Annotated in this window: 18 protein-coding genes; 10 read left to right on the forward strand and 8 right to left on the reverse strand. The window is 73.9% G+C overall.

What is annotated here, in order from left to right; genetic code table 11:
• Positions 1 to 69 precede the first annotated feature (69 nt).
• Positions 70 to 561 carry an Lrp/AsnC family transcriptional regulator gene (locus tag B1H29_RS31105; protein WP_055420777.1) on the reverse strand — a complete coding sequence of 164 codons (492 nt, stop codon included), beginning with the start codon at positions 559 to 561 and terminating at the stop codon, positions 70 to 72.
• Positions 562 to 620: 59 nt separating this feature from the next.
• Here B1H29_RS31105 and B1H29_RS31110 point away from each other — a divergent pair, with 59 nt between their 5' ends.
• On the forward strand, positions 621 to 1,874 hold the full coding sequence (locus tag B1H29_RS31110) for a trans-sulfuration enzyme family protein (RefSeq protein WP_055420776.1): 1,254 nt from the start codon (positions 621 to 623) through the stop codon (positions 1,872 to 1,874).
• A 41-nt stretch (positions 1,875 to 1,915) separates the two neighbouring features.
• On the opposite strand, the gene B1H29_RS31115 is transcribed toward B1H29_RS31110, so the two are convergent.
• From B1H29_RS31115 to B1H29_RS31135, 5 genes are all read right to left on the reverse strand, one after another.
• Positions 1,916 to 3,253: a GNAT family N-acetyltransferase gene (locus B1H29_RS31115; protein ID WP_055420775.1), complete on the reverse strand. Its 1,338-nt coding sequence runs from the start codon at positions 3,251 to 3,253 to the stop codon at positions 1,916 to 1,918.
• Positions 3,254 to 3,390: 137 nt separating this feature from the next.
• Positions 3,391 to 6,150: a DUF6493 family protein gene (locus B1H29_RS31120; protein ID WP_055420774.1), complete on the reverse strand. Its 2,760-nt coding sequence runs from the start codon at positions 6,148 to 6,150 to the stop codon at positions 3,391 to 3,393.
• Positions 6,147 to 7,550, reverse strand: a complete 1,404-nt coding sequence (locus tag B1H29_RS31125; protein ID WP_055420773.1) for an SWIM zinc finger family protein — start codon at positions 7,548 to 7,550, stop codon at positions 6,147 to 6,149. The genes B1H29_RS31120 and B1H29_RS31125 overlap by 4 nt, the downstream gene beginning before the upstream one ends.
• A gap of 164 nt (positions 7,551 to 7,714) precedes the next feature.
• Positions 7,715 to 9,301 (reverse strand): alkaline phosphatase D family protein, encoded by a 1,587-nt coding sequence (locus B1H29_RS31130; RefSeq protein WP_055420772.1) that lies wholly within the window; start codon positions 9,299 to 9,301, stop codon positions 7,715 to 7,717.
• 235 nt (positions 9,302 to 9,536) lie between these two features.
• The gene (locus tag B1H29_RS31135; RefSeq protein WP_079160557.1) at positions 9,537 to 11,054 is read right to left on the reverse strand and encodes a PLP-dependent aminotransferase family protein; all 1,518 of its coding nucleotides are present in this window, start codon (positions 11,052 to 11,054) and stop codon (positions 9,537 to 9,539) included.
• A gap of 151 nt (positions 11,055 to 11,205) precedes the next feature.
• On the opposite strand from B1H29_RS31135, the gene B1H29_RS31140 reads away from it, so the two are divergent.
• The 9 genes from B1H29_RS31140 (at position 11,206) to B1H29_RS31180 (ending at position 20,403) form a co-directional block, all read left to right on the forward strand.
• On the forward strand, positions 11,206 to 11,712 hold the full coding sequence (locus B1H29_RS31140) for a hypothetical protein (RefSeq protein ID WP_055420771.1): 507 nt from the start codon (positions 11,206 to 11,208) through the stop codon (positions 11,710 to 11,712).
• Positions 11,696 to 12,658, forward strand: a complete 963-nt coding sequence (locus B1H29_RS31145; protein WP_055420770.1) for a bifunctional lysylphosphatidylglycerol flippase/synthetase MprF — start codon at positions 11,696 to 11,698, stop codon at positions 12,656 to 12,658. The genes B1H29_RS31140 and B1H29_RS31145 overlap by 17 nt, the downstream gene beginning before the upstream one ends.
• Positions 12,659 to 12,730: 72 nt before the next feature.
• Positions 12,731 to 13,864 carry an acyl-CoA dehydrogenase family protein gene (locus tag B1H29_RS31150; protein ID WP_055420769.1) on the forward strand — a complete coding sequence of 378 codons (1,134 nt, stop codon included), beginning with the start codon at positions 12,731 to 12,733 and terminating at the stop codon, positions 13,862 to 13,864.
• A 54-nt stretch (positions 13,865 to 13,918) separates the two neighbouring features.
• Complete coding sequence (locus tag B1H29_RS31155; RefSeq protein WP_055420768.1) at positions 13,919 to 15,040, forward strand: SDR family oxidoreductase; 1,122 nt, start codon at positions 13,919 to 13,921, stop codon at positions 15,038 to 15,040.
• Positions 15,037 to 16,440 carry an aspartate aminotransferase family protein gene (locus B1H29_RS31160; protein WP_079160558.1) on the forward strand — a complete coding sequence of 468 codons (1,404 nt, stop codon included), beginning with the start codon at positions 15,037 to 15,039 and terminating at the stop codon, positions 16,438 to 16,440. The genes B1H29_RS31155 and B1H29_RS31160 overlap by 4 nt, the downstream gene beginning before the upstream one ends.
• A 97-nt stretch (positions 16,441 to 16,537) precedes the next feature.
• Positions 16,538 to 17,005 carry an aromatase/cyclase gene (locus B1H29_RS31165; protein ID WP_055420767.1) on the forward strand — a complete coding sequence of 156 codons (468 nt, stop codon included), beginning with the start codon at positions 16,538 to 16,540 and terminating at the stop codon, positions 17,003 to 17,005.
• Entirely contained in the window at positions 16,977 to 17,591 is a 615-nt protein-coding gene (locus B1H29_RS31170; protein ID WP_199832412.1) for a flavin reductase family protein, read from the forward strand. The genes B1H29_RS31165 and B1H29_RS31170 overlap by 29 nt, the downstream gene beginning before the upstream one ends.
• Positions 17,588 to 18,910 carry an NAD(P)/FAD-dependent oxidoreductase gene (locus B1H29_RS31175; protein ID WP_055420766.1) on the forward strand — a complete coding sequence of 441 codons (1,323 nt, stop codon included), beginning with the start codon at positions 17,588 to 17,590 and terminating at the stop codon, positions 18,908 to 18,910. Before B1H29_RS31170 ends, B1H29_RS31175 begins: the two co-directional genes overlap by 4 nt.
• A 251-nt stretch (positions 18,911 to 19,161) precedes the next feature.
• Positions 19,162 to 20,403: a wax ester/triacylglycerol synthase domain-containing protein gene (locus tag B1H29_RS31180; RefSeq protein ID WP_055420765.1), complete on the forward strand. Its 1,242-nt coding sequence runs from the start codon at positions 19,162 to 19,164 to the stop codon at positions 20,401 to 20,403.
• Between the two features lie 56 nt (positions 20,404 to 20,459).
• Here B1H29_RS31180 and B1H29_RS31185 read toward each other — a convergent pair whose 3' ends face one another.
• Positions 20,460 to 21,344, reverse strand: coding sequence for an SAM-dependent methyltransferase (locus B1H29_RS31185; protein WP_055420764.1), 885 nt, complete (start codon positions 21,342 to 21,344; stop codon positions 20,460 to 20,462).
• Positions 21,345 to 21,390: 46 nt separating this feature from the next.
• Positions 21,391 to 22,968, reverse strand: coding sequence for an ABC1 kinase family protein (locus B1H29_RS31190; protein WP_055420763.1), 1,578 nt, complete (start codon positions 22,966 to 22,968; stop codon positions 21,391 to 21,393).
• Positions 22,969 to 23,067 lie beyond the last annotated feature (99 nt).

The raw sequence follows: 23,067 nt of genomic DNA on the forward strand, positions 1-23,067 counted from the left end.
CTCATACGGATACCGGTGCCGCGTCAGCCCGGTTCGCCGGGCCCGCCGCCGCGGGCGGCCGGATTTCGCTCAGGGCGTGGCAGCAGGCGCGGCGGGCGGCAGCAGGGGCCCGCACTCCCACTGCTGGAAGATCAGCCGCGTCTCGACGCGGGCCACTTCCGGCCGGGAGGTGAACCCGTCCAGGACCAGCCGCTGCAGATCCGTCATGTCCGCGACCGCGACATGGACGAGGTAGTCGTCCGGGCCGGTGAGATGGAAGACGGTGCGCGACTCCGGAAGCGCCCGGATCCGCTCCACGAACGGACCGACCAGTTCCCGCCGGTGCGGGCGCACCTGCACGGACAGCAGCGCCTGGAGCCCGCGCCCCAGCTTGGCCGGGTCCAGTTCGAGCCGATGGCCGAGGATCACCCCGGCACGCCGGAGCCGGGTCACCCGGTCCAGGCAGGTCGACGGGGCGACCCCGACCTGGGCTGCGAGATCGCGGTAGGTGGTCCGGGCGTCGTTCTGCAGCAGTCGCAGCAGATGAAGATCCACCGGATCCAGTACGACATTTTCGGCCATTGGTCGAACGTAGCACGGCCTGCGACCCTGGGAGGCCGGTCAGTGTTCACTCTCGGGTCATGGACTCTGCGCGCACGCACACGTCACCATTCGACGACGTACGCATCACCGCGTTCTCGGGCGCCCCCACGGGCAGGGCACTGGCCACCGAGGCCGTGCACGCCGGCCGCGACGATCTCGCCGCCCAGGGGCTGCACGCACCGCCCATCGACCTGTCGACGACCTACCCGTCGTACGACAGTCGCGGCGAGGCCGCCCGCATCGACGCGTTCGCCACCACCGGCGCCGACCCGGAGGGGCCGCCGGTCTACGGCCGGCTCGGCAACCCCACCGTCGCCCGCTTCGAGACGGCGCTGGCCAGGCTGGAGGGCACCGAGGCCGCGGTCGCCTTCGCCAGCGGCATGGCCGCGCTGAGCGCCGTCCTGCTGGTCCGCGGGTCGATGGGCCTGCGGCACGTCGTCGCCGTACGGCCCCTGTACGGCTGCAGCGACCACCTGCTGACCGCCGGCCTGCTCGGGTCGGAGGTCACCTGGACCGACCCGGCGGGCATCGCGGACGCGCTGCGCCCGGACACCGGCCTGGTCCTCGTGGAGTCGCCGGCCAATCCCACGCTGGCCGAGGTGGACCTGCGGGCCGTCGCCCACGCCTGCGGATCGGTGCCGCTGCTGGTGGACAACACCTTCGCCACACCCGTGCTCCAGCGCCCGGCCGAACACGGCGCGCGCCTGGTGCTGCACAGCGCCACCAAGTACCTCGGCGGGCACGGCGACGTGCTGGCCGGCGTGGTGGCCTGCGACGAGGAGCTCGCGGGACGGCTGCGGCAGGTCCGCTTCGCCACCGGTGGCGTACTGCACCCGCTGGCCGGTTACCTCCTGCTGCGCGGGCTGTCGACCCTGCCCGTGCGGGTGCGGGCCGCCTCCGCGAACGCCGCCGCTCTCGTCCAGCGCCTCGCCGGCGACCCGCGCGTGGCCCGCGTCCACTATCCGCGCATCGGCGGCGCGATGGTCTCCTTCGAGGTCCACGGCGATCCGCACGAGGTCATCGGCCGCGTCCGCCTGATCACCCCGGCGGTGAGCCTCGGCAGCGTCGACACGCTCATCCAGCACCCGGCGTCCATCAGCCACCGCATCGTCGACGCCGACGACCGCCGGGACGCCGGGGTCGGCGACCGGCTCCTGCGGCTGTCCGTCGGCCTGGAGGACGTCGAGGACCTGTGGGCCGACCTGGACCAGGCGATGGGGGAGCGGGTGACCGAGGCGGTACCGCCGCGGGAGGCGCTGTCGCGGGCCGACCGTCCGTCACACGTCGGCTGACCCACGCGGGCCGGCCCCCGCGCCGCACCGCCTCCGTCGGTTCACTCCTTGCCGATCGGCTCCCCGTGCGGGAGCCGCACCGCCGCACGTGCCGCCGGGTCCAGGCGGGCGGTGACGACCAGGGTCCCCTCCTCGATCTGGTAGTCGAGGGGGAGGCCCAGGCCGCGCATCGCGGCGACCATGCCGGTGTTGGACGCCTGCGTCACCGCGTACACGCTCTCGCAGCCCGTCTCCGCCGCCATCGCCACCAGCCGGCCGAGGAGTTCGCCGCCGACACCCCGCCGCTGCCACGCGTCCTCGACGAGCAGCGCGACCTCCGTCTCGTCCCCGTCCCACAGCAGGTGTCCAAGCCCGACGATCCGCCCCGAGGCGGTCTGCACGGCGAGGGTGCGTCCGTAGCGCGGGCTCAGGAGGTGGTTGAGATACCGGTCGGCGTCGCCGACCGGGCCGTGGTACCGCATCCCGAGCGTCCGCGCCGAGCACCGCTCGTGCATCGCCTTCGCCGCCGGCACGTCACGCGTGTCGGCCCGACGGACCGTGATGTCGCGCCCCTCGGGCAGCGTCAGCGCGTCCCGGCCGCGGGGGACGCGCGGGCCGAGCCGGGCGTCCAGCCCGACCAGCGCCCGCGCCCGGGCGAACTCGGCCGGGGTGAACGGCAGATACGGCCGCTCCACGCTGATCACCCCGCCCTCGGGCGCGGGCAGCCGCAGCACGGTGCCCTCCAGCGCGCCTTCCGGCGGCACGTCCTCCGCCGCGCGCCCCCCGGCGGCCGCGGGCAGCGACCGGATGGTGCACCGGCCCAGCAGTTGCCGCAGGGCCAGCGGGAGTTCCGCCGCGTCCAGTGCCGTACGGGCGGCCAGCCCCAGCACCCGAGTCGGCGCGTCCACCAGGTCGTGGGCGTCCGCCCGCTCGGTCCAGGTGTACGCACCGCCCGCCGCCGACACCACATCGGCCAGCTCGGAGCCCGTCAGCTCACCCGGAGTGCGGAGCAGGAACTCGTCCACCGTGCCGTCGGCCAGCGGGTGCGTCTGCAGGCTCAGGATGTCGACCCGCCGGTCGGCGAGGGCCGCGCACAGCACGGCCAGCGACCCCGGTGTGTCCCGCACGGTCGTCCGCATCCGCCACAGCCCGCTGTCCCCGGCCCTCGCCCCGGCTTCCGGCGTCGCCCCGTCGGCGCGGTCGGACGGCCCGGCCGGCCGGCCGGGGGCCGGGGGCCGGGCGCCGGTATCCTCCGCCGGCGGGGCGTGTCCGTGGCGGCGTGACCACCAGGTGTGGAAGCCCGCCGTGCCGACCAGGGCTGCCACCGAGGCCAGCAGCATGGAGGGTACTGCGGAGCCTTGCTCCACGAGGTGTGTCACGGCGCCCGTCACATCAGACATGTCTCGACTCATGCCGCCACTGTGAAGGAACGGTGTTGCGTGATCACGAACGCTCTGTGACCGATGGGTAAAGAAGGCTTCTGGGCTGTTTGTTCCCCTTTTCATCAGTGTGGTCTCAGGATTCCGTCAGTGTGGTCTCAGGCCGCGGCCCCCTCCTGCGCCAGCGCGCTGCGCAGTCGCCGGGCCTGCGTCACCAGCCGGGACGAACCGCGCCGGTCCGCCGCCACCGACAGATGCGGCAAATCGCCCCTGATCCCCGTCCGCTCGGCACACTCGGCGGCCACGGCGAGCAGCTCCCCGATCCCGCGGGCGGAAGGGCCTGCCGGGCCGGTCGTGTCGGTCGTGCCCGTCGGACCGGCCGTGCCGGTCGAGAGATCGGCGAGCAGGAGGGGCAGCGCTTGGCGGAGCACGCCCCAGATGGTGGCGTTCGCCCCCGTCGCCGCCGCCGTCCGCACCGCGTCGGCGAGCCGCACCGGCTTCACCGCTCCGCGCCGCACCAACTGGCCCAGATCCGCGCCCAGCCGGTCGGTGTCGAGCGCACCGCGCGCCGCCAGCACCAGCAGGGCGTCCACGGCGGCCAGCCGGTCCTCCGCGTGCCGGGCCCCCAGCCCGTACGCCACGCACAGGTGCACCGCCTCTCCCGCCTCGCCGTCCGCCTCGGCGAGGCGCGGCAGTACGGCGGCGGCGCCCCGGCCGTCGTCCACGGCCACCGTGGACACCTCCCGCAGCAGGCGGGCGGCCACCAGCTCCGGCCTCCCGGGCAGCAGGGCGAGCCAGTGCTGCCGTATCTCGCCGTTCCAGTGGCCGCAGTACCACCGCTCCCGGTGCACACTCACCGGCCGCCCCAACGGCCGCAGAGCGGCCGGGAGATCGTCCCGCAGTCCCGGCACCTCGCCGAGCTCCACCAGGATGCGGGTGTGCGCCGTCCGCCGGGAGACGGGCGGGCCTGCCGTTTCGGTGGTCAGCCACCGTGCGAGCCGCCTCCCCTCCTCGGTGTCCAGCGCCGACGCCTGCTCGGCGGCCGCCACCGCCGCCGCCCGGTCACCGCGCCGTACCCGCAGCAGTGCCTGCCCGAAGTCGACCGCCGACACCCGCGCACCCAGGCGCCGGTAGGTGTCCAGACGGTCCACCAGTTCGCCGGGCTCCAGCAGGCCCGTGTCCCAGGTGGGCGTGGCCAGCAGGAACGGCTGCGGGTCGGTGCGCAGCCGTTGGGCCACTTCCCACAGGCGGGCCTCGAAGCACCGGGCCAGGGGACTGTGCATGCAGTCGTGGTCCGTGTCCTCGTGCCGGGCGGCCCGGTGCAGCGTGGTGGTGCGCACCTGCCCGCCCAGCGTCGCGAGAAGGAGGTCGAAGGCACCCGCGGTGTCGCGTACTTCGTGGTGCCCGTCGAAGTAGTAGTCCGAGTGGCGTCCGCGGAGCCCCTCGCCGTCGGCCCACCAGCGGCGGGCGATCACCGGTTCGAGTGCCTGGAGCAGAGTGTCCCGGTCCCGGTGGGTGTGTCTGACCAGCCCGTCCAGAGCGCGCTCGAACGCGGACACGTCACCGCCGGACGCCAGCAACGCGCTGACTTCCTCGGCGAGTTCGACCGCGGTACCGGGGGCCGGCGCCAGACGCACCGGCACCGGCGGGCAAGGCAGCACCTCTTCGTGGACCACGGGCTCCGGCGTCAGCGGTGCCACGCCCAGGGTGCGTACGGCGCGGGTACGCAGCGTGGGGATCAACCGCTCCACCGCGTGCGTCAGTTGCCGCCGCGCGTCGGTGGCGGTGACCTTGCCGACGTGCCGCTCGACCAGCTTCAGGGCCCGCTCCTGCACGTCGGAGTCCTCGTGTCCGAACGCCTGCGCGGCGGCCGGCAGCAGTTCCCCGGCGGCGGTGGCGTCCCGCGCGAGCACCTTGCCCAGCAGGACGAGCTGCGCCCGCACGAGCTTCTTCTCCGGGCGGAACAGCACCGCGTCGGTCAGCTCCGCAAGCCGCCGCGGCGGCAGCTTCCCGTCCAGGGCCAGGGCGCCCAGCACCGACTGGGCGTAGGAGGCCACCGCGGACACCGCGTCCGAGGCCAGCGCCGTCCAGTCGGGGGTTCGCCGTCGTTCCTCCTCGCGGGTGAGCTCGAGATTCTGGAGTATGCGCAGGAACACCCGGAGTTCGGCGGGCGTGCCGCCGCGCAGGAGCCGCGCCACGCACCCGTCGACCATCGCCCTCCGGTCGAGGGCACCCTCGGCCGTCAGCCGCGCCAGGGCCTCGGTCCAGCCGTCCGGTCCGTCACCGGCCGGCCAGCTCAACCGCGTTCCGATGCCGTCCGTGCGGAAGAGGGCGGCGACCAGCTCCGCCAGGTGCGGGTCCCGGCGGAGGCGATCGCGTACCGTGTCTCTGTGCTGCCACGTACCGCTGATGTGGCTCAGCCAGCCCAGGACGTACGCCTCCGTCGTCGGTACCGGGCAGCCGGACAGCCGCACGAGGCCGGCCATCAGCTCGTACGACACGTTCGCGCGGGCCGGGCGCTGGGCCAATCGGTGAACCACGTCGGCCAGCCAGCCGGGGTCGCGGTCGCCCAGGACGTGCAGCAGTACGGCCGGTGATGCCTGCGACCAGCGCATGTCGACGGCCGCGAGCCAGTTCGCCACGGCCGCCGCGCCGGTCTGGCACGCAGCCCCGGCCGCGTGCAGGGCGGGATGGGTGCGGCGGGAGGCCGCGGACCAGCGAGCGGTCCTGAGCTCCCTGCGGAGGGCCTTCAGCTCCGGGAAGCACGAGCGCCGCTCGGGGTCGGTCATGCCGTCGAGCAGCGACACGACGTCGGCCGTCCGCCCCGCTCGCACCGCCTCCACCAGCGCACTTGTCGTAGCCGTCGTAGCCGTCGTAGCCGTCGTAGCCGTCGTAGCCGTCGCAGCCGTCGCGGTCATCGCGCACCCCCGTCGGTCCGGACCGTCCCCTGTGCCGCCGCGGCGCCGCGCCGTGCCATCCGTACCGCCAGTGCGTGCTTGCACGGCCCGCGACCGCCCCGGTACTTGGCCCACCACAGGCAACTGCACGAGAGGACCCCCGCCTCGTCGCGTACCCGGTGCACATGCCCGTCCTCGGCCGTGACCGTCCCGATCGCGCCTTCCAGGGCGACCGCGCCCGCCCCCACCAGCGCCCGGGCCGAACGCAGCCGGGGGTTGTGCCGCTCCACGCGTTGTGCGTCGTAGGGCAGCTCCCGGTGGAAGTACGCCGCCTCCGCCGTGTCGTACCCGACGCGCCCCGACGTGCCGAGGCGGACCAGAGCAGCGCGCACCCGCTCCGCGGTCAGGCCCGAGGCGGCGCCCAGGTCGGCGATGTCGATGCGCGGCTCCCAGGCGAGAAGCACCGAGACCAGCTCGGCGTCCGCGGCGGCCTCGTCCGTGGCGAGCGCGTCGAGGACGCCGCCCTCGCCGGAGAACCCGCGGGCGGCGTCGGGGGACAGGGTGAGAGTGAGGCGCATGCCCGGCAGCAGGACCTCCCAGGCGGACGCCGTGGCAGCGGCTCCGGAGGCGACCGCGGGTCCGTACACCCGCAGTGCGGTGGCGTGCCGCAGCACGCGCTGGAGCGCGACCAGCCGCTCCGGACCGGGCAGGCAGACCGCGCCGGGCACCGCACGGGTCGTCGGCCGCAGCGTACGGCCGGACGGCACGACCCATCGGGGGCCGGCCGCTCCGCTCCTGCCGCCGCGGGGCAGCGAGCGCAGGAAGCGCACCGCCTCGCCGGCGTCCAGTTCGGCCCGCAGGTCGAAGCCGGCCGCTATGACCTGGGCCTCGGCGAAGCCGCGCAGCCACCGGTCCGGCAGTGGGACCTTCTTCTCCACGACCGGGCCGTCCAGCGTGGTCACGGCCAGCTCCTCGGGGCCGACCCGCAAGTGGAGCGGATCCTCCGCGCCGATCCGGGACAGGGCCTCGCGCAGCGGGTCGTTGACGTCGACGTTCGTCGTGCCGTGCCCGACCTCGCCGCCGTCGAGGCCCGCCTCCAGCACGTCCAGACGCGCGTACACCCCTCCGCAGCCGGAGAAGGACTCGAAGCGCAGCCGGTCGCCGTTGCCCGTCACCACCGGGTCGAGCGAGGCGCGCAACTGCGGCTGGTGGTACCGGGCGGCGGCGACGTCGGCCACCGCGAGCAGCGCCGCCGAGGCCTGCTGAGGCGACGTCAGGAAGCCGGCGAAGAACCGAGGATGTTCCACGGCGCCCGAGGGCGTCGACCCCTCGGAGGTCTCCAGCCCCAGGCGCTGTCCGCCCGTCCCGGATTCCAGCACGGAGGGTCGTCGATAGGCCACGGCCTGCACAGATCGCGTCATGCGAAAAACCGTAGAGCCGACCACTGACAATCGGCCTGACCTGCGGACCCAGTGTCACATGGCAGCAAGTTGGCGGCGGCCCGCCGCGAGGGGACGCGGGCTGGGGGCGAGCCGCGCACCGGGGGATGACGCCGGTGCGCGGCACACCCGACAGGCTACGGGACCTACTGACCCACCCGGCCCGGCTGGAGCACCTTCGTGTACAGCACCGTGCCGTCCTGCTCGCGCAGACGCACCGTCATCTCGGCGCTGTCGCCGTCGATGTCGACCGAGCCGAAGAACTGGTAGCCGTCCGCGGGCGAGACGTTCGACGCGGTCGGCGCCTTCACGAACACCCGCTCCGGGCCGAAGGTGCCGTCCAGGGCGCTGGCCGGGAAGGCTCCCGCGTTGAGCGGCCCGGACACGAATTCCCAGAACGGCTCGAAGTCGGTGAACGCGGCCCGCGAGGGCTGGTAGTGCTGGGCCGAGGTGTGGTGCACGTCGGCCGTCAGCCACACCGTGCCGGTGATCCGACGGTGCTTGACGAAGCGCAGCAGTTCGGCGATCTGGAGTTCACGTCCGAGCGGCGCGCCGGGGTCGCCCTGCGCCACCCCCTCGATGTTCGTCTTCCCCTCGGTGCCGTCGGGCACGACCAGACCGATCGGCATGTCGGCGGCGATCACCTTCCACACCGCACGCGACCGCGACAGCTCCCGCTTGAGCCACTCCAGTTGCTCGCGCCCCAGAATGCCCTGCGGGTCCACGGCCTGGCCGCCGGGGGAGTTGGCGTTGCGGTACGTCCGCATGTCCAGCACGAACACGTCGAGGAGCGGGCCCTGGCGCAGTACCCGGTGCACACGTCCCTCGCGCGCGCCGGGGCGCAGGGTGGAGATCGGGAAGTACTCACCGAACGCGCGCCGGGCCCGGGCGGCCAGCACGTCCACGCTCTTCTCGGTGTAGCGGCTGTCCGTGTCCGCGATCACCTGGCCGGGGTACCAGTTGTTGCGCACCTCGTGGTCGTCCCACTGGATGACCGACGGCACCTGGGCGTTGAAGCGCCGCAGGTTCTCGTCGAGCAGGTTGTAGCGGAAGTTGCCGCGGAACTCGGCGAGGGTCTCGGCGACCTTGGACTTCTCCTCCGTCGTGATGTTCCGCCAGGTGCTGCCGTCGGGCAGGGCGGCCGTCTCCGCGATGGGCCCGTCGGCGTAGATGTTGTCGCCGCTGCACAGGAAGAAGTCCGGGTCCAGGGCGCCCATGGCGTCGTAGATGCGGTAGCCGCCGAGGTCGGGGTTGATGCCCCAGCCCTGGCCTGCCAGGTCCCCGGACCACACGAAGCGCGCTCCTTCGCGCCGGCGGACCGGCACGGTGCGGAAGGTGCCGGGGACCGGCTCGCCGGTGCGGCGCGGGTCGTCCGGGTCGGCGAGGAGCACACGGTAGTGGATCTGCTCGCCCGGCGGCAGGCCGCGCAGCCTGGTGGTGCCGGTGAAGTCCGTGTCCGCCCCGAGCAGCGGGCCGCGCCATCTGCGCGGGTTGCGGAAGGACTCGGTCGCGGACGTCTCGACGATCATCCGGGCCGGCCGGTCGGAGCGCACCCACACCAGGCCGGAGTGGGAGGTCACGTCTCCCGTCTGCACGCCCCAGCCCGCTCCCGGCCGCCCGGAACGGGCGAACGCCGGCGCCGCCCCGAGGGCGGTGGGCAGGGTCAGGGCCGCCGACGCGGCGAGGGTCGCGCGCAGCACGCTGCGGCGAGCGGGCAACGGACGGTGTGACATGGATACGCCTCCAGGGACGGGATCCGGCCAGTGCTTCGGCCAGTGTGCAGAGCCAGACCTACTGGTGCGGCGCGGCGGCCACGGAAATTCCGGGTGAACAACCGGGCGCCCGCGTGCACGCACCCCACCCGCCCCGCGACACGAGGTCCTCGCCGACCGCCCCTGAGCGTCAGACGGCCTTCGCCGTCGCCCTGCTCCGTCTCACACGGCCTTCGCCGTCGCCCCCCACCCCGTCTCACACGGCCTTCGCCATCATCCCCACCCCCGCCCGAATCCGCCCCGGCGACAGGTGCGCGTACCCCAGTACCAGCCGCACCTCCTTCGCCGCAGCCTCGTCACCGCCCGCCCCGTGCCCGTACTCCCCCAGCGAACGCACGGCGACCCCGGCCCCCGTCACGCGCGTGAGGAAGCGGTCCTCGGGGCCGTACCGTGCGGGGAGGGTGGCGATGGCGTGGAGTCCGGCGGCGATGCCGGAGACCCGCGCGCCGGGAAAGTGCTCCTCCAGCGCGGCGACCAGCGCGTCGCGCCGCTCGCGGTAGGCGCGCTGACAGACGCGCAGTTGACGGTCGTAGTCGCCGCGTTCCACGAAGCGGGCGAAGAGTGCCTGGTCGATGGCCGGATGCCCGAGGTCGGAGGTGCGTTTGCGCTCGACGACGTCGTCCGCCAGCCACTCCGGGACCAGCAGCCAGCCCAGCCGCAGCCCCGGGGCGAGGGACTTGCTGACCGAACCCGTGTAGGCGACGCGCTCCGGGTCGAGCCCCTGGAGTGCGCCCACGGGGGCACGGTCGTATCGGAAGTCGCCGTCGTAGTCGTCCTCCAGGACGAGACCGTCCACGGAGCGGGCCCAGTCCAGCAGTTCGGCGCGCCGCCGCGCCGAATAGGCGATCCCGGTCGGGAACTGGTGGGCCGGAGTCGTCACGACGGCCCTTACCCCCGAGGCGTGCAGCGGGCCGACGGCGAGTCCCTGGTCGTCCAGGGGCAGTGGGACGGTGCCGACACCCGCCGACGCGTACAGGGCGTCGTGCTGGGGGCTGCCGGGGTCCTCGACACCGGCGGTGCGCATCCCGCGCGCGTGGAGCACGCTCGCGAGCAGCGCCGTCGCCTGCGCCACCCCGGAGACCACCACGATCCGCTCCGGGTCGGCCACCACACCCCGGCGCCGCGCGAGCAGCTCGGCCAGCGCGGTCCGCAGCCGGGGCAGGCCGCGCGGGTCGGGGTAACCGAGGCTCTCGTGCGGCAGTTCCGTCAGCACGCCCCGCTGAGCGGCGGCCCACGCCGCGCGGGGGAAGAGCGACAGGTCCGGTGTCCCCGGCACGAAGTCGACGCGGTCGGCGGGGGAGCGCGGGGCGAGATCACGCGCGCGTGGACGGGCGGCCCGCACCGCGTCCCCCACCCAGGTCCCGGCGCCCCGACCGCTGCGCAGATAGCCCTCGGCCGTCAACTGCTCGTACGCCTCCGTCACCAGCCCCCGCGACACCCCGAGGTCGGCCGCGAGGTCCCGGCTGGACGGGAGACGGGTGCCCGGCGTGAGCCGGCCCGAGCGGACCGCTTCCCGCAGCGCCTCCTGAAGGGCGCGGCCACGCGCGCGTGCCGGTGCCGAGGCGGCGGGCAGCAGCAACTCCCAGGCGGCGCTGTTGCCGGTGCCGCTGTCAGGGCTGCTGTCGGCGTTCCTGCCGGTGTCGCTGTCGGAGCGGTTGCCGGGGCCGCGGCCGGTGGAGCCCGGACGGCCGCCCGGGCCGGTCGGCGGCGTCATGAAAGAGGTCCCCCCGAGCATCGTGTCTTCCCAATCACCCCCACTTTACGAGGGGTTGGGCCCACTGGCGCGTAAACCGGAGTGACAGACCACAGCGAGGGGGCAGGCCGATGTCCCGCCCCGGAATCGTACGCGCAATCCAGGAGCGCCCGTGGACGCCAAGAACCGTTTCGAGACGAAAACCACCTTCGCTCTCTCCCGACTCGAATGGCTGGGCTTTCTCGCCGTATCGCTCGTGCTCGCGTTCCAGCACCTCACGGAAATCCGCTGGGGCGTCTTCCTGCTGCTGTTCGCGGTGATCGACGTCATCGGATACCTGCCCGGCGCGATCGCCTTCCGGCGCCGTTCGGACAGACGGGTCCCGCGCGGCTGTTACGTGGCCTACAACACGATGCACAGCCTGGTCACGGCAGGTGTCCTGGCCGGGGCATGGGCGCTGTTCGTCCGGCCGGAATGGGCCCTGCTGGCCCTCCCGATCCACCTCATGGGCGACCGGGCCCTCTTCGGGAACTCCCTCAAACCCTTCGGTGTCGCCTTCGAGCCGCAGACCACACCGGAGTTCCGGACGTTCGAGCAGCGGTACCACTCGGCGGCGGTTTCCGGTGAAAGCGCCGTGACGCGGACTTCCGTGGAGGACACCGATGCCGTCCGTGCTTGACGCACTCGCCGCGCACAGCGACAACCCCAGTTCCTTCCTCGCCCTCAACAGCGGGAACGCCTTCTTCCACGACGACCGGTTCGAGGGCGCCTGCGCCTATCGCACCTCGGGCCGCTACGTCCTGCAATTCGGTGGCCCGTTCACCGCACCGGAACACCGCGCGCCCCTGCTGGACGCCTTCGCCGCCCAGGCCGGCCGCCGGCTGGTCGCCGTGCAACTGCAGCGGGCGGACGCCGAGCTGTACGCGGCGCGCGGCTTCACGGTCAACCAGATCGGGGCGTCGTACGCGGTCGACCTCAGCCGTTTCACGCTGCGCGGCTCACGGTTCGTCCGGCTGCGGAACAAGATCTCGCGTGCCCGACGGGCGGGCCTGGAGGTCGCCGAAGTCCCGGCCGGCGACGACTGCGCCGAACTGGACCGGATCGACCAGCGCTGGCTGCGGGAGAAGGGCCGGCACGTGAAGGAGCTGCGGTTCCTCGTCGGCCAGCGGGACGGGAGCCTGCAGAAGCACCGCCGCCTGTTCGTCGGCCGGATCGACGGCGAGGCGGTCGGCTACATCAACTACTCGCCGGTCTACGGCAGCCGCCCCGGCTGGCTGCACGACCTCAGCCGGCGCCGTCCCGACGCTCCACCCGGCGTCATGGAGGCGCTCAACGCCACGGTCATGGAGCGGCTCACCGCCGACGACGCGGGCTGGCTGCACTTCGGGTTCACCCCCTTCACCGGGCTCGACCCGGAGCACGAACCACCGGGTGCCAGCCGCCTGTTCACCCGGTTCGCCCGCCTGCTGGCCGAGCACGGCGACGCGGTCTACCCCGCGGCCTCCCAGCTCGAGTACAAGCAGAAGTGGGCCCCGCACGTGGTCCTCCCGGAGTACATCGCCTTCCGCGGCAGGCCCCGCCCCGGCGCCGTCTGGCAACTGCTGCGTGCCACCAACGCCCTCTGAGCCATCGCGTCCACGGCCGCGCGTGTGCCGCGCCCCTTCCGCATCCGTCCCACCCTGGAGGACCGCCCGCCCATGAGATTCCTCGAGCGCGAACGCGCCACCCTCGCCAAGCTGCTGCCCGACCTGGACCCCGCCCTGCGCGAGGCCCCGCTGATGGAACTGGAACGGCCGGGCAGCCCGGGCATCCGGCACTTCCGGGACAGCGGCGGCCCGGGGCTGCTCGTCCCCGAATCGCACCAGGGCCGGGGCGCGACCGCGCTGGACGCCCTGCGCGTGCAGCGGGCCATCGGCAGCCGCTCACCGTCCCTGGCGGTGGCCACCACCATGCACCACTTCTCCATGGCCACCCTGGTCGGACTCGGCGGCCTCGGCGACGGCCTGGAGTGGATGCTGATCGAAGGCGTGGCCTCCACCAACCGCGTCATCGCCTCCGGCTTCGCCGAGGGCCGCAGCGGCGCGGGCATCCTCGACCCGTCGATGACCGCCACGGTGACCGCGGACGGCATCCGGATCAACGGCGTCAAAAGACCGTGCAGCCTGGCCCACTCCATGGACGTGCTCACCGCCAGCGTCATGATCCCGCGCGCGGACGGGCAGGGCGACGAACTCGCCGTGGCCCTCGTGCCCGCGGAGAGCGAGGGGCTGAGCGTCAGCGGTTTCTGGTCCAGCGCGTTCCTGGCCGGCGCCGAGAGCGAACAGGTCACGCTCACCGACGTCCTCGTCCCGCCGGAACTCCTGCTGCGCACCGCGACAACCTCCGGCGAACGGCTCGACGAACTCCAGACGGCCGGACTGATCTGGTTCCAGATGCTGATGACGGGGAGCTATCTCGGCGCCGCCAGTGCGCTGGTGGAGCGGGTGCTGCTGAACGACCGCATCCCCGAGCACGAGCGCGTACGCCTCTTCGTCGAGACCGAGGCCGCCATGGCCACCGCCGAGGGCGTCGCCCGCCGCATCGACGCCGGCGAACTGGACGAGTCGGCGCTCGCGCAGGCGTTGTACGTGCGCTACGGCGTCCAGGACGCCGTGGCCCGCGTCGTCCCGCGCGCGGTCGAACTGCTCGGCGGGCTCAACTTCATGACCTCCGACGAGGTGGGCCACCTGGCCGCCTGCGCCAACGGGCTGTCGCTGCATCCGCCGTCGCGCTCCCGGATGACCGGCCCGTTCTCCGCGTACCTGGCCGACCGGCCACTCGCCATCGCCTGACCCCGCTCCCACCGTTCACCGGTGGCCGAGATCCGTTGGGAGAACACACCCCCCATGCCGTCAGACAACCAGCGTCTCGCCGTCCTGCCCGCCGCCCGTACGGGACCGCGCGACCGCCCCACTCTGCTGCTCACCGGCGGCTCCGGAGTGCTCGGACGCGCCCTGATCGACGAGCTGTCACCCGACTTCGACCTGCTGTGCCTGCGCCGCAACACACCGCTGCGCGATCCGCGGGTGCGCGAGCTCCAGGGCGACCTCGTGGCTCCCCGGCTCGGACTGAGCCGCCTGGCCTGGCACGAACTGGCCCTCGAGGTGGACGTGGTGCTGCACTCCGCGGCCGAGACGAACTGGCGTACGCCGCCACAGGACATCACGCGCACGAACCTGCGCGGTGCGGACAACATGCTCGACCTCGCCGCCCGCGCCGACGCGCCGCTGTACCTGGTGAGTACCGCGTTCGTGGCCAACAGCCCCACCGAGGAGGACCGCCGGCGCTTCCCGGGTGCCGCCGCCTACCTCGACTCCAAGACCGGGGCCGAACGGTTGACCCGCGACGCGGGCGTGCCCGGTGCCATCGTTCGGCCCTCGGTCGTCATGGGCGACTCCGTCAGCGGGCGGATCGCCGGTCAGCAGGGACTGACCAGGACGATCGGCTCGATGGTCCTGGGGGAGGTGCCCGTGCTTCCCGGGGCTCCCGAGGCCCGGATCGACATGGTGCCCCAGGACTACGTCTCCCGGGCCGTCGGCGACCTGGTCCGGGGCCGTGTGGGCAGCGGCGAGTACTGGCTGACGGCGGGGAAGGAGGCGATCGAGTTACGGGAGTTCGCCGACGTCTGCGCGGACGTCGCCGTCCGCCACGGCCTGCCCCGGCCCCAGCGGCCCCGGCTGATCCCGGTCGAGGCCGTGCACCGGCTGCTCCTGCCCATGCTGGAGGGCACCTCGCTGCCCGCGTCGGTCCGCCGGCGACTGGAGCACTACGCGGAACTGCTGCTGGTGTTCCAGCGGGAGCTGCCGTTCGACACCTCCCTCGGCGAACCCGACTGCGGCACCCGCCTGACCCGTTCCGACATCCGCTGCGCGCTCGTACGCAACGCGGAGAGCTGGGCCGCGGACCGGTCCGGCCTGCTCAGCCGCCATCGCACCGCCGCTGCCGCGCCGACGGAGGTGGCGTCATGACCATGTCGCCCCCGTCCGCCGGGTCCGCCGTGCCGTCCTCGGAATCCGCTGTGCCGTCCTCCGGTACGGCGGCGTCGTCCGCCGGTAACGCAACGTCGTCCGTAGGTAACGCAGCGCTGTCCTCCGGCACCCCAGCGCCGTCCTCCGGCACCGTGGCGCCGTCCGGCCGGCCCGACGTCGTCGACCTCTACCTCAAGCACATCGGCTCCGGCCGCGCCGTCATGGGCCGAGTCATGGGCGGCATGGCCGAGGTCCGCTCCGAGGGGCCCTGGATCCACGCCGACGACGGCCGCCGCTTCCTGGACTTCGGCGGGTACGGCGTCTTCATCATGGGCCACCGCCACCCGGCCGTCGTCGAGGCGGTGCACCGGCAGATCGACACCCACCCGCTGGCCAGCCGCGTCTTCCTCGAACCCGTCGCCGCCCTGGCAGCCCGGGCCCTCGCCGCGCACACCCCACCCGGCCTCGACTACGTCCACTTCGTCAACTCCGGCGCCGAGGCCAGCGAGGCGGCCCTGAAGCTGGCCCGCGCCCACGGACTCACCTCGGTGATCACCACCCGCAGCGGCTTCCACGGCAAGACCCTCGGCGCGCTGAGCGTCACCGCCAACGCCACGTACCAGACGCCCTTCCAGCCCCTGCTCCCGGACGTCACGCAGGTCGCCTACGACGACCCGGCCGACCTCGAACAGGCGCTGGCCGCCCGCCGCGACCGGGCCTGCGTCATCGTCGAACCCGTCCAGGGCGAGGGCGGCGTACGCATCCCCCGCCACGGCTACCTCAGCCAGGTGCGGGCGCTGTGCCGGGCGTACGGCGCCCTGATGGTCGTCGACGAGATCCAGACCGGCATGGGGCGGCTGGGCACCTGGTGGGGCGTGGACGCCGAGGGCGTACGTCCGGACGTGCTGCTGGCCGGCAAGGGGCTCAGCGGCGGTGTCGTACCGGTCGCCGCGATGGTCGCCACCGCGGAGGCCTACGCCCCCTTCAGCCGCGACCCCTACCTGCACACCTCCACCTTCGGCGCCTCACCGATCGCCTGCGCCGCCGCCCTCGCGACCGTACGGGCGATGGAGGAGGAGGAGACCGTGGCCCGGGCCGCCGCGCTCGGCCTGCGCCTCCTCACCGCCGTACGGGCCGTGTGCGCGCCGTACGAGGGCGGGCTGGTCCGCGAGGTACGCGGCCGGGGGCTGCTGATCGGCATCGAGTTCGCCGAGGAACAGGCGGTCGGCGAGCTCCTGCTGGAGCTGATCTCCCGGGGCGTGCTCGTCAACCACTCCCTCAACTCGACCCGGGTGCTGCGGCTGACCCCGCCGGCCGTGGTCGAGGACACCGCGCTCGACCTGTTCCTCACCACCCTCGGCGAGGCCCTGCGCAGCACGGCCGACCGCATGGCCGGCTGACACCGGCTCCTGTCACAGCCACAGCCACAGCCACAGCCCCTGCCGCACGCTCCTGACACCAGCGTCCGGAACCCTCCGGGAAGGAACCGAACGACCCATGCGCCACGTGGTCCTGCACGCCCTCGCCCACGGACTGGCACCCGCCGACGTCTACGGCCGCATCAGCGACTTCCGCCGCTATCCCGAGTACAGCGACACCTTCCGCGAGGTGTACGTCGAGCCTCCGCTGCCCGACGGTTCCACGGTCTCGGAATGGACCGTCGAGTTCCGGGGCGGCCTGATGCGGTGGCGGGAGCGTGACACCTACTCACCCGAGACGTACTCCCTCGCCTTCGAGCAGCTCAGCGGCGACTTCCAGACCTTCGAGGGGAGCTGGCGCTGCGAACCGCGGGACGTCGGCACGCTCGTCGTCTTCACCGCCGCGTTCGACCTCGGCATCCCCTCCCTGGCCGAGATCCTCGACCCGGTGGCCGAGTCGACCGTGCGGGCCAACATCGCCCGCGTGCTGCGCGGCCTGGCGGACGCGGAGGTGATCGATGAGCACGCGACTGCGGCTCGTGGCTGACCGGGCGGCGACCACCGGGTCCCGGCCCGCGACCACGGACCCCACGAACGCCGATCCGCCGCACGCCGATGCGCTGCACGAGGAACCGGGGCCGGGCGCCGCCCGCTGCCTCGGTCTGTACGCCAAGCTGGCCGCCGGGGTGACCGTGGTGACCGCCCGCGGCGAGGACGGTCCCCTCGGCATGACGGTCTCCGCCGTCACCTCGCTCTCCGCCCGCCCGCCGCTGCTCCTGGCCTGTCTGCGCGACGGCTCCCGCACCCTCGCCGCCGTCCGGGCCGGCCGGGCCTTCGCCGTACACCTGCTGCGTGAGGAACAGCGGGACCTGGCGGGCCGGTTCGCGTCCCCCACGACGAGCGCGGCCGAGCGGTTCGCCGGGACCGGCATCCGGCAGGTGCTGGGCGTCCCCGTGCTGGCCGGCGCGCTCGCCTGGTCGGTGTGCCTGACCGAGGACGTACGCCGCTACGGCGACCACCACCTCGTCGTCGGCCGGGTCGCCGCCGTGCACGTGGGCGGCGGCCGCCCGCTGCTGTGGCACGACCGCCGGTTCGGTGCGCTGACCGAGCCGGTGCCGGACGCCGCCGGATGACCGGGCCGCCGGCCGGAACGCCTTACTGGGACCCCGCGGAGCTGCCGCCGCAGCCCCAGTTGCACGGCGTGGTCACCGCGGACGTGGCCGTCGTCGGGGCCGGTCTGGCCGGGCTGTCCTGCGCCTACCACCTGGCGGAACGCGCCCCGGGGCTGGACATCGCCGTGGTGGACGCGGAGCACCCGGCCGCCGGGGCCAGTGGCCGGGGCACCGGCCTGCTGGGCCCCCGGGCCGGCCCCGCCGTCGACCGCGCGGTGCGCCGCTTCGGCCGGCAGACGGCGCGCCGGATGCACCGGGCCAGCGAGCGGGCGGTACGGGACGTCCTCGACCTGTGTGCCCGGCTCGACGTGCCCTGCGGGCTGCGGCCCGGCGAGCAGCTCATGGCCGCGCGCTCGTCCGCGGGCCTGGTGGCACTCGCCCGCCAGGCCCGGGCCTGGCGCGTACTCGGCCTGGACGTCCCGGTCCTCACCGCGGCCGGCATCCGCGACCGGGTGGGCGTGCCGTACAAGGCCGCCCTCCTGCACCGCCCCGCCGCCACGCTGGACCCGGCCGCGCTGACCTGCGCCCTCGCGCGCGCGTGCGCCGACAAGGGCGTGCGCTTCTACGGCCGCAGCCCGCTGCTGGCGCTGCGCCCCGGCGACCTGGTCGGCCCCGAACTGGTCCTCCCGCACGGCCGGCTCTACGCCGGTCAGGCGGTGCTGGCCGTCAACTCCGCCGCACAGGCACTCGACCTGCCGGTCGGCACGATCCTGCCGCTGGAGGTGTACGCCGTCGCCACCGAACCGCTGAGCGCCCCGGCGTACGAGGCGCTGGGCGGGCGCGCGGGACACTCCGTCGTCGACGCCGTGCCGATGGCGCCGTACTTCCGTCTGCTCCCGGACCGGGGTCTGGTGGCGGGCGGCGGCACCGCCACGGTTCCGGCCGGGCTCGGCGCTCCCCGGCTCCAGGCCCTCCGGGAGCGCGCCTGGGGGCGGCTGGAGAGGTGGCTGCGGTCCCTGCACCCGGATCTCGCCCAGGTACGGGTCACCCACCGCTGGTCCGGCCGCATCGGCATGACCGGCGACGACCTGCCGGTGGTCGGGCCGGTCCAGGGCTCCCCCGGCGTCTGGTTCATCGGCGGCTGTTGCGGGCACGGTCTCGCCCTGTCCGTAGCGCACGGGGCGCACGTGGCGGCGGCCCTGCTGGGCGAGCCGCAACCCGGCGAACGGCTGCCCTGGCACCGCTCCCGGGCCCCGCGACTGGCGGTACGCGGACCCGTTCGGCCCCTGGTGCGGACGTATGTGGACACGCTGGGGCGCATCGCGCGGCATACATGCTGACGGCGGGGGTCGTCCGCCTGGCCATACCTGAGAGCCGCCGACCGTCCGCGGAACCGCAGAACCGCAGAACCGCAGAACCGCAGAACCGCAGAACCGCGGATCCGGCAGCCCGGCAGACCTGCGAAGCAACAGGCCGTCAGACCCGCAGAGTGCGGCTTCCGCGTAACCCGGCCTCCGGAGCGCAGTTCCCAGCCCGTAGCTCCTCAGCCCGTAGCTCCTCAGCTCCTCAGAACCGACCAGGAGGTTCCACGATGCGACCCCACCTCGGCACGGACGGCCGCCTGCCGCCGTCCCTGTCCATGGGCACCGCGGACGTCGCCTTTCACATGGCCACGGGCGGCAGGCCGCTGCCCGTCGCGTTCGCGTTCGAGTTCGAGGGCCGCACACCCACGCTGGACGCCCTGCGCGCGCGGGTCGCCGAACGCGCCCACCGCGTCCCGACGTTGCGCTACCGCATCGCACGGGACCGCAGGAGGTTCCGCCGAGTGGACCGGATCTCGGCGGACCGGCATGTGCACGAGGCGTGGCTGCCCGAGGACACCGACGGCTCGGCGACCAGCCGGCTGATGCTGTCCCGGCCCATGGGGACGGACGACCGGCCGCCCTGGGACGTGTGGCTGGTCCACGGCCCCACGGGACGCCACACCCTGGTCTACCGCACCGACCACGCCTTCCAGGACGGCGTGGGCGCCGCCTACACCGCCCGCGCTCTCCTCGGCGACCACCCCGAGGGCGGACCGGCCCCGCGGCCCCCCGGGCGGCCCACCGCGCACGGCCTCGCGGACGCGCTGGGCGAGGTTGCGGCCGCGTTCCGCGGGCCCACCGCCAAACCGGCCTTCGACGGGGAGGCGACGGGGCGCGTCGACGTGTGCCACACGGACACCCCGCTCGCCCGGCTGCGTGCCATCGCCCGCGACCACGGCGGCACGGTGACGGACGTCTACCTCGCCGCTCTGGCCCACGCCGTCCGCACCTGGTACCTGAAGGGCACCGGCTCGGCCCATCCACCGCTGCCCGTGTCGATCCCGATGTCGGTCCGGGCCCCGGGAGAGGAGTACGCCCCGGGCAACCGGATGGTCACCGCCCGGCTGCTGCTGCCCTGCGACGAGGAGTCCCCGCGGCGGGCCCTGGCCCGGGTCGTCGCCCGCACGGGCCGGCTGCGCGAGAGCCGGCGGCGCGACGCCATGCGCCTGCTGCTGTCCGCGGCCCCGCGGACGCTCGGCGCGTCCGTCGGCACCCGTCTGGTCCACGGGGCGTTCGTCGCCGGACCGGTGAGCAGCGTGAACTTCGGCACGGCCTTGGTGCACCAGGGGCTCACGGCCCGGCGCGCGGCCGTCTTCACCAGTGTCGCGTCGGGTATCCGGTGCGTGACGACGCTGACGAGCCAGCACGACACCGCCTGCCTGACCGTCGTCCACGACGAGGCCCTGGCGACCGCGGACGAACTCCCCGACCTGTGGCTCGGTGCCCTGCTGGAGCTGGAACGGCCCTAGCCACGGCGCCACGCGCGGGACCCCGGACGACACCGTCCGGGGTCCCGCGCGCCGTCTCAGGAGGCGGTGTGCAGCGTTCCGGTCGTCAGGAACACGCAGTTCGCGGCGGCCGCGCCCACCAGCGGCAGATACGGGGAGAGGCGTTCGATCACGTACGGCAGCGTGAACAGATCGGCGACTCCGGCGTCCCAGCCGTGCTCCGCCCACCAGCGCTCCGGCTCGGCGAGCCGCCAGTTCCAGGACAGCCCGATCGTCGACAGGGCCTCCATGAAGGGCGCCACGAACGGCGAGGACATGGTCGCCGAGTTCACACACTCGGCGCCGAACGTACTGCCGGGCGCGGAGAGCCCGGTCATCGCGGCGACGAGGGACTCCACCTCCGCGGGCTGGAGGAAGTAGAGGGGCGCCTCACAGAGCCAGGCGGTGGGCCTGCCGGTATCGAACCCCGCCGCGACGAGTGCCGCGCCCCAGGCGGCGGTGTCGGTGGTGTCGGCCCCGACGACGGTGCGGCGTCCGCAGGAGGGCCGGCCTCGGCCCAGTACGTGTTCCTTGAAGGCGAGCACGGCGGGATCCTCGACCTCGAAGGTGTGTACGCCGGTCGGCCAGTCGAGCCGGAAGGCGCGGGTGTCCAGTCCGGCGCCGAGGAGCACCACCTGACGGCAGCCCGAACGCGCCGCGGCGAGCAGGTGGTCGTCGAAGAAGCGGGAGCGCACCACCTGCCAGTCCGGCAGCAGGCGTTGCATCGGCCCGTCGCCGGGCGGGCCCCCCTCGAAGCCCGCCGCGTGGAGGAAGCCGGCGGCCCACGGATCGCGGACGTGCGGCGCGGGCCGGAGGTACTCGGCCGCGTGCGCGGCGGCTGTCCAGAGCGCCGCGCGTGAGATGCCGTCCGGGGGGCCGGCGGCTGACGCGGACGGTGACTGCGGCCGAGCGGTTCCAGGCATGGGACCTCCTCGAGGTGGGGACGGGAACGGGTGGCGCGGGCCCGGATCAGCCGGAGCGGCGCCGGCCCAGCAGGAAGGCCGCGGCACCCAGCGCGAGCAGGCCCCCGGAGGGGCGGGTGGGCCGCTGGCCGCCCATCGCGGCGGGGGTGCGCGGCTCGTGGATGTTCAGCGCGAACTGGCGGTTGGCCACGTCCGAGAGGACACCCCGGACCTGCTCGGGACTGGTGACGGCGGCCAGCAGCAACTCCATGGAGTTCCGAGCGAACTGGTTGCGGCCGAGGAACTCGCGGCCCAGTGCGAACAGGATCTTCGGCACCTCGGCCTGGAACACCTCGGGCAGCGTGATCTCGGGAGCCAGGCAGCGCACCGAGCCGTCCAGGTTCGCGAACGACTTGCCCAGCAGCGACACCGCGGGCGGTGAACCGATGCCCCGCTTGGTCGCCTTGGCCAGCACGGTGGTGAGCGAGACGCCGAAGTTCATGTCCTCCAGGGACAGATGGGACACCTTGGGCACGAAGGCCGCCATGTCGGCGGCGAAGGCGGGCATGTTGGCCCACGGCGTCATCCGGCCCATCTCCGCCCAGTGCTGCGCCAGTCCGGCACCGTCGTTCTGTGCCAGCGTCATGAAGAGCGGGAGCAGTTGCAGACTGGTGCGCCGGTCCAGCCTGCCGACCATGCCCCAGTCGATCAGCGTCGCGGGCCCGCCGGGGGCCGCGAACACGTTCCCCGCGTGCGGGTCGGCGTGGAAGAAGCGGTGGACGAAGTACCCGTGGTACATGAAGCGCAGCAGGTCCCTGCCGATCTCCACGCGCTCGTCGTCCGTGAAATGGGCGCGGTCGACGTGCCGCACCGACTTCCCGTCGGCCAGCGACTGGACGAGGACCCGGGGACTGGCGTGCAGCACCCGGGGCACCTCCAGGGAGCGGAACGGCCGTACGTGTTCGCGGGCCTCGTCCATGTTGCGGGCCTCGCCGGTGAAGTCCAGCTCCGGCTCCATGGCGTCGAAGACCGAGCCGAGCATCGCCTCGATGTCGATGACCTCGTTGAACCGGGGAGCGAGGCGGGCCACGATTCTCGACGCCCGGCGCATCAGGGCCATGTCCGCGAGCACGCCTTCGCGGATGCCGGGCCGCTGGATCTTCACCACGGCCGCGCGTCCGCCGGGCAGCGTCACGCGGTAGACCTGGGCGAGGGACGCCGCCCCCAGCGGGGCGACGGTCTCGATGTCGTCGAAGCGCAGCTTCCAGTCCGGCCCGAGGTCCCGGGCCAGTACCGGCTCGAACTCCGAGAACGGCTGGACGTCGACCTCGTCGTGCAGGTTCTGCAGTTCGTCCCGGATGGACTGGGGGACCATGTCCGGCCGGGTGGACAGGATCTGGCCCAGCTTCACGTAGAACGGGCCGAGGCTCTCCAGGGCGTGCCGCACCGCTTTGGCGCGGCGCTGCTCCGCCCCTGCGGAGCCGTCGCCGGCGGCCCCGGCGGAGGCGTCGGCGTCCTCCGCCGGGGACCGCGTGTCCCGCTTCGCACGTCTCCGCAGCCGGGCCGCCTGTCCCACCTCGTCGGCCACGAGGCTGCCCAGGACCTTGACCACGAGACGCAGCCGATCGCCGACGACAGACGCCATCGTGTGTGATCCTCCTCAGATCGGGATCCGGGTACGGGACGGCATCCCGGTACGGGACGGCGGTCGGTGGCCGGCGTACCGCACGGAGCCGGCCGGACG

It is taken from the genome of Streptomyces pactum, from assembly GCF_002005225.1.
GTDB classification, from domain to species: Bacteria; Actinomycetota; Actinomycetes; order Streptomycetales; family Streptomycetaceae; genus Streptomyces; species Streptomyces pactum_A.

Coding starts and splice junctions, on each gene's coding strand:
- B1H29_RS31165 (WP_055420767.1), top strand. CDS start 16,538: ATGCGCCACGTGGTCCTGCACGCCCTCGCCCACGGACTGGCACCCGCC.
- B1H29_RS31190 (WP_055420763.1), bottom strand. CDS start 22,968: ATGGCGTCTGTCGTCGGCGATCGGCTGCGTCTCGTGGTCAAGGTCCTG.
- B1H29_RS31175 (WP_055420766.1), top strand. CDS start 17,588: ATGACCGGGCCGCCGGCCGGAACGCCTTACTGGGACCCCGCGGAGCTG.
- B1H29_RS31135 (WP_079160557.1), bottom strand. CDS start 11,054: ATGACGCCGCCGACCGGCCCGGGCGGCCGTCCGGGCTCCACCGGCCGC.
- B1H29_RS31170 (WP_199832412.1), top strand. CDS start 16,977: ATGAGCACGCGACTGCGGCTCGTGGCTGACCGGGCGGCGACCACCGGG.
- B1H29_RS31115 (WP_055420775.1), bottom strand. CDS start 3,253: ATGTCTGATGTGACGGGCGCCGTGACACACCTCGTGGAGCAAGGCTCC.
- B1H29_RS31155 (WP_055420768.1), top strand. CDS start 13,919: ATGCCGTCAGACAACCAGCGTCTCGCCGTCCTGCCCGCCGCCCGTACG.
- B1H29_RS31150 (WP_055420769.1), top strand. CDS start 12,731: ATGAGATTCCTCGAGCGCGAACGCGCCACCCTCGCCAAGCTGCTGCCC.
- B1H29_RS31120 (WP_055420774.1), bottom strand. CDS start 6,150: ATGACCGCGACGGCTGCGACGGCTACGACGGCTACGACGGCTACGACG.
- B1H29_RS31160 (WP_079160558.1), top strand. CDS start 15,037: ATGACCATGTCGCCCCCGTCCGCCGGGTCCGCCGTGCCGTCCTCGGAA.
- B1H29_RS31185 (WP_055420764.1), bottom strand. CDS start 21,344: ATGCCTGGAACCGCTCGGCCGCAGTCACCGTCCGCGTCAGCCGCCGGC.
- B1H29_RS31105 (WP_055420777.1), bottom strand. CDS start 561: ATGGCCGAAAATGTCGTACTGGATCCGGTGGATCTTCATCTGCTGCGA.
- B1H29_RS31130 (WP_055420772.1), bottom strand. CDS start 9,301: ATGTCACACCGTCCGTTGCCCGCTCGCCGCAGCGTGCTGCGCGCGACC.
- B1H29_RS31110 (WP_055420776.1), top strand. CDS start 621: ATGGACTCTGCGCGCACGCACACGTCACCATTCGACGACGTACGCATC.
- B1H29_RS31125 (WP_055420773.1), bottom strand. CDS start 7,550: ATGACGCGATCTGTGCAGGCCGTGGCCTATCGACGACCCTCCGTGCTG.
- B1H29_RS31180 (WP_055420765.1), top strand. CDS start 19,162: ATGCGACCCCACCTCGGCACGGACGGCCGCCTGCCGCCGTCCCTGTCC.
- B1H29_RS31145 (WP_055420770.1), top strand. CDS start 11,696: ATGCCGTCCGTGCTTGACGCACTCGCCGCGCACAGCGACAACCCCAGT.